Here is a 13,578-nt window from a genome sequence, read left to right on the forward strand (position 1 = left end):
AATATGAGCAAGAATAAATACAAAGATACAGATAGATTGAAAAGAGAACAAGAGTTGTCAGAAACAATCTTGGTTGAAGAAACTATTGTCAATGAAAATGAAGAATCAGAAACTACAGCTGTGTTTGCTTCAGAAGAAAATGAAGAAAATAAAGTGAACGATGAAAAATTGAGTGCAAAGCAAGAGTTATCCGAGGAGATTAGAAGAACTTCAAGGGTGGCGAAAGATTACACTAATAGACCAAAAGTTATAGAAGTTGACAATCTTAATGTTTCATTCAATACTTATGCCGGAGAAGTAAAAGCTGTAAGAGGCGTTACATTCGATATTTATGACGGGGAAGCTCTTGCATTGGTTGGTGAATCTGGATGCGGTAAAACGGTAGTTAGCAAGTCGATTCTTCAGATATTGCCTAAATCTGCTGTAATAAAAGAACCTTCTTCGATTAGATATATGAATGAGGAAGTCCTTAAAATGGACAAAAAAAGATTGAGACAATACAAAGGTTCAGATGTGTCTATGATATTCCAAGACCCGATGACTTCTCTTAATCCAACGATGAAAATTGGAAAACAGATTACAGAATCACTTTTGCTACACACAGATTTGTCAAAAGATGAAGCCAATAAAGAAGCTATAAAGTTGTTAAAAACTGTAAACATTCCGAACGCTGAAGAACGTGTTAATCAATATCCACACGAATTATCTGGTGGTATGAGGCAAAGGGTTATGATAGCAATCGCGTTGGCATGTAATCCTAATGTCATTTTGGCTGACGAACCGACTACTGCACTTGATGTAACTATCCAAGCACAAATTTTGGATTTGATGAGGGAATTGCGAGATACTAAAAATACTTCTATTGTATTAGTAACTCACGATTTGGGAGTTGTAGCTGATTTTGCAGACAGAATCCAAGTTATGTATGCTGGAGAAATTATGGAAACTGGTACAGTCCAAGAAATATTTAAGGATGCACATCACCCATACACTTGGGCTTTGTTGATGAGCGTTCCAAGACTCGATTCATCAAAAGACAATGAATTGTACTCGCTTGGAGGAACTCCACCGGATTTGTTGATGGAAATACCAGGATGTCCATTCGCAGCGAGATGCGATTATGCAATGCAAATTTGCAAAGAACAAAAGCCGCCACAAACAAAATATTCAGAGCATCATGTATGTAGATGTTGGTTGACTCATGAACAAGCACCAAAAGTTGAAAGACCATATTAGGAGTGAATTATGTCAGAAGCTAAAATAACTAAAGATAAAACTATAGATTATTCAAATAACGATGTGCTTGTTGAATTAAAAAACTTGGATAAGTTTTTTAGAGTTGGTAAGAACAAGACATTAAAAGCAGTTGAAAATGTAAATTTAAAAATTTACAAAGGGGAAACTTTCGGACTTGTAGGTGAATCTGGTTGTGGTAAGACAACTTGTGGTAGAACTGTTATTAATTTATATGAACCTACAAATGGTGAAATTATTTACGAAGGGAAAAACACTTCAACGTTAAACAACAAAGAAAAACACGAATTTAAGAAAAAAGCTCAAATGATTTTTCAAGACCCTTATTCATCCTTGGATTCAAAAATGACAATTGGCGATATCATTGGTGAGGGAATTAGAGTGCATTTTCCAGAAATGAATGAAAAAGATATTCAAAATAGGATTACGGATTTGTTAAAAACCGTTGGACTTAACGCTGAACACGGTGCGAGATTTCCACATGAATTATCAGGTGGTCAAAGACAAAGAATTGGTATTGCAAGAGCACTGGCTGTTGAACCTGAATTTATTGTCTGCGATGAACCGATTTCTGCACTCGATGTTAGTATTCAAGCTCAAGTTGTCAATCTTCTCATAGAATTGCAGAGAGAAAAGAAATTAACTTATCTTTTTATATCACACGATTTGTCGATGGTAAAACACATTTCAGATAGAATTGGAGTAATGTATTTGGGAAGTATGGTCGAGGTATCATCTAATACAAAAATATATCACCAACCACTTCATCCGTACACAAAAGCATTGATATCTGCAATTCCTATTCCAGATCCAGATGTTTCTAGCGAAGGTCGTGTAAAATTACAGGGAGAAATTCCTTCTCCTATCAATGCACCTCAAGGATGTAAATTCTGCACTAGATGTAATTATGCGATGGAAATTTGCAAAAAAGACAGACCGATTTTGCAAGAAATTTCTGATAAGCACTTTGTAGCTTGCCACTTATTCGACAACGGTTTAGATGAAGGATTAAAAGCTATGCGTGAGCACGACGCAAAACTAAAAAATAATACAGAATCAGAAATCGTTGAAAATGTTGAAGCTACAGTTTAGTTTTGATTAGAATAAAAATTCAATTTGCATCTCCGATTCAAATTTAGAGTTCGACCCCGTTTGATACGGGGTTTTTTTCTGCGAAATTTTAGAGAAAAATTTAAATTATGAGTTTAATATATGATAGAATATTTATTGTAGCGTTTGAAAAAATTGAGTAATTTTAATTATTTCTCTATGATATAATTAAAAATGAGAGGAGAAGTATGATTAAAAATATTATTTTCGATCTTGACGGAACCATCACAGATTCATACGAAGGGATTGTGAATGCTGTCAAGTATAGTTTGGATAAAATAGATTTTGAATACGACGAGAAAAAACTCGTAAGTTTTATTGGACCACCACTTAAAGATAGCTATATGGCGATGGGATTTAGTGAGGATGAGTCCAAAAATAGAATAAAAGATTTTAGAGATTATTATTTTGAAAAGGGTATGAAAGAAATGAAGCTGTACGATGGAATCGAAGATGTGATTAAAAAATTGTACGGCGCTGGATATAAGATTTTCTTGGCGACGAGTAAGGTCGAGTCTTCTGCAAAAAAAATTCTTACGGATTGCGGTTTGATAAAGTATTTTACTTTTGTTGCCGGAGCTACGATGGATCAATCGAGGGTTGAAAAGCCGGATGTAATAGCTTATTTGATTGAAAACACTGGGATTAAGCCTGAGGAGTCGTTGATGATTGGAGATAGAAAGCACGATATTTTAGGAGCTGTTTTAAATAATATTGATGCCGTTGGAGCTTTGTATGGTTTCGGAAGTGAGTCTGAATTTGAAAAGGCCGTTTTTATTGCGAAGAAACCTTCTGATATTTATGATTATGTAAAAAGTCTAAGTAATAGGTGATGTAGATGTCTAGTAACATAAAAAATGTTGTCTTGGATTTTTCGAAAAAAGACGATGACATAAGAAGTTTGGTGGAGACTGGAAGAAGGTTGAATCCTTCAATTGAGAGAGATGAAAACAGCGATTATCATTTTGTGTTGGGCGTGAGTGATTTAGAAAAATACAAGGATTCACACATTATCGAGAATATGTTTGGCGATGTTTTGATGCTGGAGAAGTCTGATAAGTTGACGTACACCAATAAAATAAATCCGCACAATGTTAGCTACACAATTATCCTCGACGATATAACAAAAATCAGGATTTTTTTCATCAAAGAAAATTCTATGCAGTCTTATATCAATGAGGACAGTCAAGCTGATATTTTGCTTGACAAGGACCAAGTTTTGGTTGGAAATAGTACAAAATCAGATGTTTGTTTTAGACAGATGAAGCCAACTCGTAGCGAGTTTGAGTCATTGGTCAATCAGATGTTCATTAATTCGTTGAATGTCGCAAAGGGCTTGTACAGAAAAGAAGAAATTTACGCCATCCATATGTTCAATAATGTGCGTGATAATGTCGACAAGATGACAGGGTATTACATCGGGACAAATTACGATTTTAATGTTAATATTGGCTACAATTATGAATACATTAAGACGTATTTGCAAAAAGAACACTACGAGAGATATTTAGAGACGTATCCTCTTCCAGAATTGGAAAATTTATGGAGCACTTTGTTCAAATCCTGTGAACTTTTTAGAAAACAGGGTTTGTATGTGGCAGATATTCTAGGATATGAGTACCCAAAAAGAATTGACAGAGATATTATGCAAAAAATCAGAGATATTTGGCAACGTTCATATAATTAAACCGTAGACGGATTCAAAAAAAACTCCTTACTGTAGCACAGTAGGGAGATTTTTATTGTTTGAATACGTCCAACCCGAACATTTCACACAAGTCATTCAAGCCCTGAAGGATTTCTTCACGAGAGTAGTTGGATTTGTGTAGTTTTTCATCTGAAAGTTCTTTTAGTCTGTTGTAAAATCTTGCGGCGATTGTAGCGTACATTAAATTGTTCGAGTTGTTTGATTGCAATCTGTCGAATAAAATATTTTCCGCTTCGTTTATTTTGTCTTGGTCGATTAAATTTTCCAACAATCTCTCAAATTCAAATGAATCTTTTTTGTATTCTGCATTTTCTTTGAGGTTTCTGTTTGTTTCCATATCGGTAAATAATTTTTGTAAAAATTCGCTGACCACATTTATTTGTTTTAATAGCCAATCATTTGATTCAATCATAGTATCACTCTTTCATAAAAATCTTTACTTATATTATACTAAACATTCACACTTTTGATATACTATTAATATAATAAGATTTATTGGAGAGTAATATGATAGTAAAATTAAAAAGAAATCCAAACGAAAATGAAGTGAGCAAGCTCATCAGATTTTTGAATGAACAAAATGTCAGAGTCGAGCAAACTGTCGGGGATAGATACACTGTTTTGTCTTTGATTGGCGACACTTCGAGTATTGATGAAAAATTAATAGATAGATTTGATATTGTCGATAGAGTTATTAGAATTGAAGAGCCGTTTTCCAAGGCCAACAAGAAATTGCATCCTCAACCTAAGATTGTTGATGTTGATGGGGTGAAGATTGGTGACGGGAATTTCTGCGTTATGGCAGGGCCTTGTTCAGTTGAAAGTGAAGAGCAGATTATGACGATTGCAAAAAGCGTCAAAGAAAGTGGCGCGAATATTTTGCGTGGTGGTGCTTTCAAACCGAGAACGTCACCTTATGCTTTTCAAGGCCTGGGCAAAGAGGGAATTGATTTGTTGTTGAAAGCAAAAAAAGAAACCTCACTTCCGATTGTGACAGAGATAATGGATTTGAGTGATTTGGAGTATTTCAGCGATGTTGATATGCTTCAAGTTGGAGCTAGAAATATGCAGAATTATTCTTTGCTAAAGGAGCTTGGTCGTTCAAATAAGCCGATTTTGTTGAAGAGAGGATTGTCTGCCACTTACAAAGAGTGGATTATGAGTGCAGAATATATAATGGCAGGTGGAAATGAAAATGTCGTTTTGTGTGAAAGGGGTATTAGAACTTTCGAGACATACACTAGAAACACACTGGATATTTCTGCGATTTCTGTAATGAAGGAATTATCACAACTTCCCATAATAATTGACCCTTCTCATGCGAGCGGGAAGTACACATTGATTGAGCCGTTGTCACTTGCATCTACAGCTGCAGGATGCGATGGACTTATGATTGAGGTTCACAATGACCCAGAAAATGCGTTGAGTGACGGGCCACAATCCGTAACGTGCGAGCGATTTAGAACAATAATGAAAAAAGTTAGGAAGCTAAGACAATGTATTCAGTGGTAAATGTGTCAAGTTATGATTGCATTATTGGGTTGGATAGTTTGAATCAATCGAGAAGTTTTCTGAAAAATTATGTCAAATCGAAGGCGTTGATAATCACAGATGAAAATGTCGACAGATTTTACCACAAGATGATGGATGAACTGCTCGATGATTTGGAAATCGAACACGAATTTTATGTGATAAAGCCGGGTGAAGCTTCAAAAAGTTTTGTTGAATACGAAAAAATAATGAATCATATGAGCTTATCTTATCACAGAAACGACACTATTATTGCGTTTGGTGGCGGAGTTGTCGGAGATTTGGCGGGGTTTGCGGCTGCGACTTTTATGAGGGGAATTGATTTCGTTCAAATTCCCACGACTGTTTTGTCGATGGTCGATTCTTCAGTTGGTTCCAAAACTGGAATTGATTTGGAAGCTGGAAAAAATTTGGTAGGAGCATTCAAAGACCCTGTATTGTGCATCATTGACCCGCTTTTGTTGGGCACGTTGGATGATTTTGTGTTTGAAGATGGCTTTGCTGAGATTATAAAGTATGCGGTTTGTTTTGATGAGAAATTGTTCGATAAGTTAAAAAATACGAGATTTACAAAAAACAGCGATTTGTCAGAAATTATCGAAATTTGCGTCAAAATCAAAAAAAACGTCGTTATGAAGGATAAATTGGAGAAAAACATAAGAAAAAAGCTGAATTACGGTCATACATTAGCTCACGCTGTCGAAAAGCTGTCGGGCTATGATGTTATGCACGGTCACGCAGTAGCTTACGGCATTAAATGTATAGCAAAAAAATACAGCGATGATTATGATGATATTTTAACGTTATTGAAGTTGTATAATTTGAATGACAACTTCGATTATCCAGTTGAAGATTTGTATGATGTGAGCCTTCGTGACAAGAAAAACACAAAGGATATGATATCTCTGATTGTATCTGAAAAAATTGGAGATTGTAGGGTTTTGAATATGAACAAATCGGATTTCAAGAAGGTTTTGCGTGATATTTATGAAAATTAAAACAGACAAATTAAAAGGAACCGTTCGAGCGATTTCTTCAAAATCATTTGCTCATAGATTTTTAATATTGGCTAGCGTCGCAGATAAAACCACAAAAATTCACATAAATGAGTTTTCTAATGATGTCTTGGCAACTATCAATTGTTTGAAAAATTTAGGAGTTCATATCGAAATCAACGATGATGAGGTCACTGTTGAACCATCTTTTTTTCAAAAAGATGTCAGTGAAATCAATGTATCAGACTCTGGCTCTACATTGAGGTTTTTGTTGCCACTTGTTAGTTTCTTATCGCAAAAAACAAGTATAGAATGCACCGGAAGATTAAAGGACAGGCCTATAAAAGATTTGATAGAACAATTGAAATTGGCGGGGCTAACTTTTACAAGTGAAACCCTTCCTTTTACGGTTGATGGAACTTTTCACAAGATTGATTTTGAATTTCCGGGAGATGTTTCGAGTCAATATATTTCGGCAATAATGCTCATTGCGCCGTTGATAGGTGGTTGCGAAATAAAATTGACATCCAAATTAGAATCCAAAGGCTACATCGAAATCACGAGAGAGTGTCTCGAACGATTCGGCATAAAATCAGAAATAAGTGAGGACAAAATCACAGTTCACAGAGGCTTTTTGAAATCACCAGGTGAAATCATCGTGGAAGGTGATTGGTCAAATGCAGCTTTTTTCTTGTGTGCAAATGAATTTAATGCTGAAATTGACGTGAAAAATTTGAACGCAAATTCAGTCCAGGCTGACAGGAAAATTGTGGATATTTTGAACGAAATCAACAAAAAAACAGATTTTTATGAAATAGACATATCACAAATTCCGGATTTGTTTGTGGTTTTGGCGTTGGTACTGTCGCAAAAATGCGACAAATCAATAATTAAAAACATAAAAAGGCTTAGGATGAAGGAATCTGACAGGGTACAATCGACATTTGAAATGCTGACATCAATGGGAGTTGACTGCGAGATTTCGGGTGATGATTTTGTGATTTACAAATCAAAACTAAAATCAGCTTCTGTAAATTCACACAACGACCACAGAATTGTGATGGCGTGTGCGGTAGCTTCTATTTTGGTGGATGAGATTGAGATAATTGATTGGCAAGCTGTCAAAAAATCGTATCCGTCATTTTTTGACGAGCTAGAAAGGTTGGGTAGTGATGTCAACTATAGGTAAGCTTGTAAAATTGACAGTGTGGGGAGAATCCCACGGCAAAATGATAGGAGGAGTGCTCGAGGGAGTTGAGCCAGGATTAAAGATAGACTACGAAAAATTAAAAGCTCATATGAACAGAAGAAGTCCTGGAAAATCCAACACCACATTGCGAAAAGAAAAAGACGATGTCGAGTTTGTATCAGGGTTGTTGAATGATACAACAACTGGTTGTCCGATTTCTTTTTTGATAAAAAACAGCGACCATCACTCACAGGATTATTCAAATATTTGCAATACACCACGGCCATCTCACGCAGATTATCCGGCGGTGGTGAGGTTTAATGGATTTAATGATATAAATGGCAGTGGACATTTTTCGGGAAGATTGACAGCCGTAGTAAACGTTGCGGGATTTATCGCAGAGGAAATTTTAGCACGACACGATATTTTTGTGTTCAGCCATTTGCAAAGTCTCGGAGACATCAAGGATTATAAATTTGACGATTTGAAATTCAAAGATTATAGAGGTTTGCGAAATAAAAAAATAGAAGTTATAAATGATTCTTTGATAGAGCAAATTGACGAAAAAATAAATTTTCTTAGAACTCAAAAAGATTCCATCGGTTCAAGCGTCGAAACGGTCGTGTACAATTTGAGAGCGGGAGTTGGGGACACTCTTTTTGACTCAATCGAGTCGAGATTATCACAGGCTTATTTTGGAATCGGAGCGGTAAAATCCGTGGAGTTTGGATGTGGAAAATCATTTGAAAATCAAAGAGCATCAAATGTGAATGACTGCTATACAATCGAAAAAGGAAAGATACAAACTACGACAAACCACAATGGCGGAATACTCGGCGGGATTTCAAATGGAATGCCGATAGTTAGCCTTGTGACATTCAAGCCACCTGCATCAATCGGTTTGACACAAAACACGGTAGACTTGGGTAACAAAACAAATACAAAACTTACAATTGAAGGAAGGCACGACCCTTCGATTGGAATTAGAGCAGTCAGCGTGATTGAATCGGTAACTGCGTTAGTGATTTACGATTTACTAAAGGAGTATGGGTTTTAACATTATAAATCATAAACTTAAATGTAATTCTTATTGAGGGGTACAAATGGAAAAATTTAGAACAGAAATAGATTCAATAGATGAAGAGATATCCAAGCTGTTGGAAAAAAGATTCGAGATTTGTTCACAAATTGGCGATTTTAAATCAGACAATAATATAGAAACGCAAGATAGAACAAGAGAAAAACAAATCTTGGCAAAAATCGAAAACAGCGGACTGGAATACAGCTATTATATCAGAGAAGTTATCAGTAAAATTATACTGGAATCAAAAAAAATTCAGGAAAATATAAAATGAAGTACGGACTTTTAGGAAAATCTTTAAAACACAGTTATTCAAAAGAAATTCACGAATCGCTAGGATATTACAAGTACAAATATTTTGAAGAAGACAATTTGGACAAATTCTTCGATAGAGATGATATCAAAGCGATTAACGTTACAATTCCATACAAGACTGAAGTAATCAAATACCTCGATGAAATTAGCGATGACGCGAAAAAAATCGGATGCGTAAACACAATCACTTTTGGGGATAAAATAAAAGGATACAATACAGACATCGATGGAATGGAATATATGATTAAAAGAACCATCGAGCTGAAAGGAAAGACGGTTGTAATCTTGGGAGATGGAGCGACTAGCAAAACCGCAATTGAGTGTGCAAAAAGATTGAAAGCAAAAAAAATAAAAGTGATTTCAAGAAAAGGTGAACATAAATTTGAGGATATTGACTATTACAAAAACTGCGATGTGATAATAAACACAACGCCTGTTGGTATGTATCCGAACAATTTAGAATCGCCGATAAATGTTTTGAAGATAAAACCAAAAGCTGTATTCGATGTCATATACAACCCAAACAAGACATCTTTGTTGATGGATTGTGACAGACTAAGAATCAAAAACGACAACGGACTGAGAATGCTTGTGTATCAAGCTGTCAAGGCGTGTGAAATATTTACCGGCAAAAAAATCGACGATAAAATTGTGGAAAATATCGCTCAGAAAATTAGAACAAAAAATATGAATATTGCACTCGTGGGAATGCCTGGTTGTGGCAAAAGCACGATTGCAAAAATCATCGAAGACAAATCTGGGAAAAAACTTGTCGATATAGACAGGGTTATTTCAGATAGATATGGAAATATTTCCGAGATTTTTGCTGCGAAAGGCGAACGATATTTCAGAAAAATAGAATCAGAAGTGTTAGAAGAGTTTTCGAAAGAAAAAAATCTTGTGATAGCAACTGGTGGAGGGACGGTAACTGTGAGGAAAAACTTCTACTATCTTCACCAAAATTCCGTCGTCTACTGGATTGACAGGCCAAACAGCAAACTTTCAACAAAAAACAGACCTATTTACAAAACAAACACTATGCAAGAAATCAGAGAACAGAGGAATCATCTTTATAAAAGATTTTCGGATAAATATTTCAAAAACTACAACGCCAAATCAACGGCAAAATTAGTTTTGGAGGATTTCAATGAAACTATTTATTATTAATGGGCCGAACTTGAATATGCTGGGAATAAGAGAACCTGAAATTTATGGAAAACTCACGCTAGAAGAAATCGAAAGCAAAATCAAGCTCTACTGCACCGAGAAAAAAATAGACGTAGAATTTTATCAGTCTAATCACGAAGGAGAAATTGTTGATATCATTCAAAGTGCATACAAAAAAATAGACGGGATAATAATAAATCCAGCTGCATACACGCATACATCTGTCGCGATTTTAGATGCGTTAAAAGCTGTAGGAATTGACACAGTTGAAGTTCATCTGTCTGATGTAGATGAGAGAGAAGATTTTAGGAAATTTTCGTATGTGTCATTTTTTGCAAAAAAAGTCATAAAAGGAAAAGGAGTCGACGGATATATCGAGGCTGTGGATTTCTTTTTGAAATAGAATATAATATAGATAAGATTAGTCTAGGAGGTAGAAATGGAAGAACTGAAAAAACGTGGACTGTTTAACGAGCACGGAGATATTGAATTATCAAAGAGGAAAATCATCAATGGAAACACAACTAACTTGAATGATTTTAACAACATAAAATATTCTTGGACGAGCGAATGGTACAGACAAGCTATGAATAATTTCTGGATTCCCGAAGAAATAAACTTGAATCAAGACATCAAAGATTACAGAAATTTATCCGAAAACGAAAAAATTGCATACGATAAAATCCTATCGTTTTTAATTTACTTGGATAGTTTACAAACTGCACAACTTCCAAACTTGGAAGCATACATCACTGCAAACGAGATAAACTTGTGCTTGTCAATCCAAGCTTTCCAAGAATCAATTCACTCACAATCTTACAGTTATATTTTGGATACGATTTGTTCCCCAGAAGAAAGGACGGAAATATTGTATCAATGGAAAGACGATGAGTTCTTGTTGGAGAGAAATAGATTTATAGGCGACCAGTACAATGATTTCTTCCAAGAAAAAAGCGAAAATAATTTTATGAAAGCGTTGATTGCAAATTATATTCTCGAAGGAGTGTATTTCTATTCTGGGTTTATGTTCTTTTATAATCTCGGCAGAATGGGTAAAATGCCGGGAACAGTGCAAGAAATTAGATACATCAACAGAGATGAAAACACACATTTGTGGTTGTTCAGATCGATTATTTTGGATTTGAAAAAAGAATCTCCAGAATTGTTCACCGAAGAAAAAAGTGCACAATACAAGGAAATGATAAGACAAGGAGTCGAAGCTGAAATTGCATGGGCAAAATATGTTATTGGAGAAAAAATCCAAGGACTGTCAATGAAAATGGTAGAAGATTACATCAAATATTTGGGAAATCTTCGCTCAACTGGACTAGGATTTGGCGTGTTGTATCCGGGATATGAACGAGAAATTCCGTCGATGAAATGGGTTAGCGAGTATTCTGACCCTAACAAAATCAAGACAGATTTCTTCGAGGCGAAGCCATCAGCATATTCAAAATCAGCGATAATAGAAGACGACTTATAGAAAATAACCCGGCATTTTCTTTTTGGAATGTGCCGGATTATTTAATTGAAAATTATGAACATACAATTAGAATGCAAAAAATATCAAAAAGAGTGCATCGATATATTTACAATATTTGATGCAAAACAAAATTTGAAATTTAAAGAGAGCGAATTTGTTGTCGGAGAAAATTTTGTACGAAAAGACAAAACCTACAAGTTTAAAACGAGATTAGAATTAAAAAAAATACTTTATCGCATATTTCAAAAGGAATACAACTACACAAATGAATGGGGAATATTGACTGGAACAAAACCATCCAAGATTTTGAGAAATCACACAGATGAAGAATTAAAACAAATGTATCTAATAAGTGATGACAATTTGAAGCTTCTAAGAAACATCGACAATCTGCAGTCCAAATTTCACTACGACGACAAAAATTACAATATATACATCAATATTCCATTCTGCCCCACTAGGTGTGAATACTGCTCATTTCCCACGATTGTCTTCAACAATAACGACAGAAGGAGAGAGTATCTAGGATTTTTGATGAGAGAAATTGAACAAACATCCAATCACTTAGATAAGAAAAAAATAAAAACAATTTATGTAGGTGGAGGAACGCCGACAAGTCTTGACGAAAAAATGCTCGAAGATTTGCTCAAATTAATAGAAGAAAAATTCATATCGGAAAATTTGCTAGAGTACACGTTTGAAGCCGGACGAGAGGATAGTTTGAATCGCACAAAACTTGATTTGTTAAAAAAACACAAAGTATCACGAATTAGTTTGAATCCTCAAACATTCAATGAAAAAGCATTAGAAGAAATGGGCAGGAAACAAAACAACCATAATCTTATTGAATTGGTTGAACAATCCAAAACAATTGGATTGACTGTGAATATGGATTTTATTTTAGGATTGGTTGACGACGATGTCAATGACACCATTGAGAACTTGAAGATATTAGAAACTTTAATGCCGGACAACATAACGTTTCACACTTTGTCGATAAAAAATGGCAGCAAATATTCACAAAAATACAACAAGAATAATTTTGAAAAAAACACTGTAAAAGAGCAAATGAATCTAGTGAAAAAGTGGATGCAAAAGAATGGATACAAAGCGTACTATATATATAGACAGAAAAATATTCTGAATAATATGGAGAACATTGGATTTTGCAAAGACAATCCATCACGATACAATATTGTTATAAATGAAGAATTGGAAAGTATTCTTGGATTTGGAATGACTGCCAATTCAAAAATAATAAAAAATGATATAATAAAATACACGAACTACAAAAATATAAGAGATTACGAAGAAAAATTGGATGAAATTATAAAAAGAAAGGTGGAGATAATTAGTGGCTGAACTGAAAAAAAGAGAGCAATTTAACTCTGACAGAAGCGTTGTTTTTGAAACTATAAAACACCAAATTCTCGACAATTCAAAACCGACAGGTGTGAAAAATCAATACGTAATTGACAATCTCGGTGTGACGATGACATACACAATTACAGAACACGTCGTAAATGAGAAATTTTACATCGATTTAAATTCAAAATCAATGGATGGTTTTTTGAGATTTGATTTTTCTGACAATAATACGGGGTGTTTTGTCGACATAGATATGAAATTGAACAATAAATCAATTTTCGGAGGATTGATGAATTTCGTGATGAGTGTAGACAAAATGGAAAACAAATTAATTTATGAGTTAAAAAAACACCTTGGAGAAATCTGATAACAAAAAAA

Annotated in this window: 15 protein-coding genes; 14 read left to right on the forward strand and 1 reads right to left on the reverse strand. The window is 34.7% G+C overall.

Going from position 1 to position 13,578, the window contains the following annotated elements; genetic code table 11:
• Window positions 1–3: 3 nt before the first annotated feature.
• The 4 genes from Q0X02_RS00755 (at window position 4) to Q0X02_RS00770 (ending at window position 4,051) form a co-directional block, all read left to right on the forward strand.
• A complete protein-coding gene (locus tag Q0X02_RS00755) occupies window positions 4–1,236 on the forward strand; it encodes an ABC transporter ATP-binding protein (RefSeq protein ID WP_297810083.1) in 1,233 nt (410 codons plus the stop codon).
• A gap of 9 nt (window positions 1,237–1,245) precedes the next feature.
• A complete protein-coding gene (locus Q0X02_RS00760) occupies window positions 1,246–2,346 on the forward strand; it encodes an ABC transporter ATP-binding protein (protein ID WP_297810085.1) in 1,101 nt (366 codons plus the stop codon).
• Between the two features lie 206 nt (window positions 2,347–2,552).
• The gene (locus Q0X02_RS00765; RefSeq protein ID WP_297810088.1) at window positions 2,553–3,197 is read left to right on the forward strand and encodes an HAD-IA family hydrolase; all 645 of its coding nucleotides are present in this window, start codon (window positions 2,553–2,555) and stop codon (window positions 3,195–3,197) included.
• 5 nt (window positions 3,198–3,202) lie between these two features.
• Window positions 3,203–4,051: an aminoglycoside 6-adenylyltransferase gene (locus Q0X02_RS00770; protein ID WP_297810091.1), complete on the forward strand. Its 849-nt coding sequence runs from the start codon at window positions 3,203–3,205 to the stop codon at window positions 4,049–4,051.
• 52 nt (window positions 4,052–4,103) lie between these two features.
• Here the strand turns inward: Q0X02_RS00770 and Q0X02_RS00775 are convergent, their stop codons facing one another.
• Complete coding sequence (locus tag Q0X02_RS00775) at window positions 4,104–4,484, reverse strand: DUF6483 family protein (protein WP_297810094.1); 381 nt, start codon at window positions 4,482–4,484, stop codon at window positions 4,104–4,106.
• Window positions 4,485–4,579: 95 nt separating this feature from the next.
• Between Q0X02_RS00775 and aroF the strand changes: the two genes are divergently transcribed.
• Genes aroF through Q0X02_RS00825 form a run of 10 tightly spaced genes read left to right on the forward strand, consistent with a single transcriptional unit; the run spans window position 4,580 to window position 13,567 of the window.
• Entirely contained in the window at window positions 4,580–5,584 is a 1,005-nt protein-coding gene (gene aroF, locus Q0X02_RS00780; protein ID WP_297810097.1) for a 3-deoxy-7-phosphoheptulonate synthase, read from the forward strand.
• Window positions 5,569–6,600 (forward strand): 3-dehydroquinate synthase, encoded by a 1,032-nt coding sequence (gene aroB / locus Q0X02_RS00785; RefSeq protein ID WP_297810101.1) that lies wholly within the window; start codon window positions 5,569–5,571, stop codon window positions 6,598–6,600. The genes aroF and aroB overlap by 16 nt, the downstream gene beginning before the upstream one ends.
• On the forward strand, window positions 6,590–7,786 hold the full coding sequence (gene aroA, locus Q0X02_RS00790) for a 3-phosphoshikimate 1-carboxyvinyltransferase (protein WP_297810104.1): 1,197 nt from the start codon (window positions 6,590–6,592) through the stop codon (window positions 7,784–7,786). The genes aroB and aroA overlap by 11 nt, the downstream gene beginning before the upstream one ends.
• Window positions 7,770–8,843: a chorismate synthase gene (gene aroC, locus Q0X02_RS00795; protein WP_297810107.1), complete on the forward strand. Its 1,074-nt coding sequence runs from the start codon at window positions 7,770–7,772 to the stop codon at window positions 8,841–8,843. Before aroA ends, aroC begins: the two co-directional genes overlap by 17 nt.
• 46 nt (window positions 8,844–8,889) lie before the next feature.
• Entirely contained in the window at window positions 8,890–9,141 is a 252-nt protein-coding gene (locus Q0X02_RS00800; RefSeq protein ID WP_297810110.1) for a chorismate mutase, read from the forward strand.
• Window positions 9,138–10,349, forward strand: a complete 1,212-nt coding sequence (locus Q0X02_RS00805) for a shikimate kinase (RefSeq protein WP_297810113.1) — start codon at window positions 9,138–9,140, stop codon at window positions 10,347–10,349. The genes Q0X02_RS00800 and Q0X02_RS00805 overlap by 4 nt, the downstream gene beginning before the upstream one ends.
• Window positions 10,330–10,752, forward strand: a complete 423-nt coding sequence (aroQ, locus tag Q0X02_RS00810; RefSeq protein ID WP_297810114.1) for a type II 3-dehydroquinate dehydratase — start codon at window positions 10,330–10,332, stop codon at window positions 10,750–10,752. The genes Q0X02_RS00805 and aroQ overlap by 20 nt, the downstream gene beginning before the upstream one ends.
• Before the next feature lie 36 nt (window positions 10,753–10,788).
• On the forward strand, window positions 10,789–11,832 hold the full coding sequence (locus Q0X02_RS00815) for a ribonucleotide-diphosphate reductase subunit beta (RefSeq protein ID WP_297810117.1): 1,044 nt from the start codon (window positions 10,789–10,791) through the stop codon (window positions 11,830–11,832).
• A 54-nt stretch (window positions 11,833–11,886) separates the two neighbouring features.
• On the forward strand, window positions 11,887–13,194 hold the full coding sequence (locus Q0X02_RS00820; protein ID WP_297810120.1) for a coproporphyrinogen III oxidase: 1,308 nt from the start codon (window positions 11,887–11,889) through the stop codon (window positions 13,192–13,194).
• Window positions 13,187–13,567 carry a hypothetical protein gene (locus Q0X02_RS00825; RefSeq protein WP_297810122.1) on the forward strand — a complete coding sequence of 127 codons (381 nt, stop codon included), beginning with the start codon at window positions 13,187–13,189 and terminating at the stop codon, window positions 13,565–13,567. Before Q0X02_RS00820 ends, Q0X02_RS00825 begins: the two co-directional genes overlap by 8 nt.
• Window positions 13,568–13,578: the final 11 nt, after the last annotated feature.

The organism is uncultured Finegoldia sp., from assembly GCF_947252345.1.
Lineage (GTDB): Bacteria > Bacillota > Clostridia > Tissierellales > Peptoniphilaceae > Finegoldia.

Bases quoted from the DNA above. Each gene is read 5' to 3' on its own strand.
- Q0X02_RS00755 (WP_297810083.1), top strand. From the start codon at position 4: ATGAGCAAGAATAAATACAAAGATACAGATAGATTGAAAAGAGAACAA.
- Q0X02_RS00760 (WP_297810085.1), top strand. From the start codon at position 1,246: ATGTCAGAAGCTAAAATAACTAAAGATAAAACTATAGATTATTCAAAT.
- Q0X02_RS00765 (WP_297810088.1), top strand. From the start codon at position 2,553: ATGATTAAAAATATTATTTTCGATCTTGACGGAACCATCACAGATTCA.
- Q0X02_RS00770 (WP_297810091.1), top strand. From the start codon at position 3,203: ATGTCTAGTAACATAAAAAATGTTGTCTTGGATTTTTCGAAAAAAGAC.
- Q0X02_RS00775 (WP_297810094.1), bottom strand. From the start codon at position 4,484: ATGATTGAATCAAATGATTGGCTATTAAAACAAATAAATGTGGTCAGC.
- aroF (WP_297810097.1), top strand. From the start codon at position 4,580: ATGATAGTAAAATTAAAAAGAAATCCAAACGAAAATGAAGTGAGCAAG.
- aroB (WP_297810101.1), top strand. From the start codon at position 5,569: ATGTATTCAGTGGTAAATGTGTCAAGTTATGATTGCATTATTGGGTTG.
- aroA (WP_297810104.1), top strand. From the start codon at position 6,590: ATGAAAATTAAAACAGACAAATTAAAAGGAACCGTTCGAGCGATTTCT.
- aroC (WP_297810107.1), top strand. From the start codon at position 7,770: ATGTCAACTATAGGTAAGCTTGTAAAATTGACAGTGTGGGGAGAATCC.
- Q0X02_RS00800 (WP_297810110.1), top strand. From the start codon at position 8,890: ATGGAAAAATTTAGAACAGAAATAGATTCAATAGATGAAGAGATATCC.
- Q0X02_RS00805 (WP_297810113.1), top strand. From the start codon at position 9,138: ATGAAGTACGGACTTTTAGGAAAATCTTTAAAACACAGTTATTCAAAA.
- aroQ (WP_297810114.1), top strand. From the start codon at position 10,330: ATGAAACTATTTATTATTAATGGGCCGAACTTGAATATGCTGGGAATA.
- Q0X02_RS00815 (WP_297810117.1), top strand. From the start codon at position 10,789: ATGGAAGAACTGAAAAAACGTGGACTGTTTAACGAGCACGGAGATATT.
- Q0X02_RS00820 (WP_297810120.1), top strand. From the start codon at position 11,887: ATGAACATACAATTAGAATGCAAAAAATATCAAAAAGAGTGCATCGAT.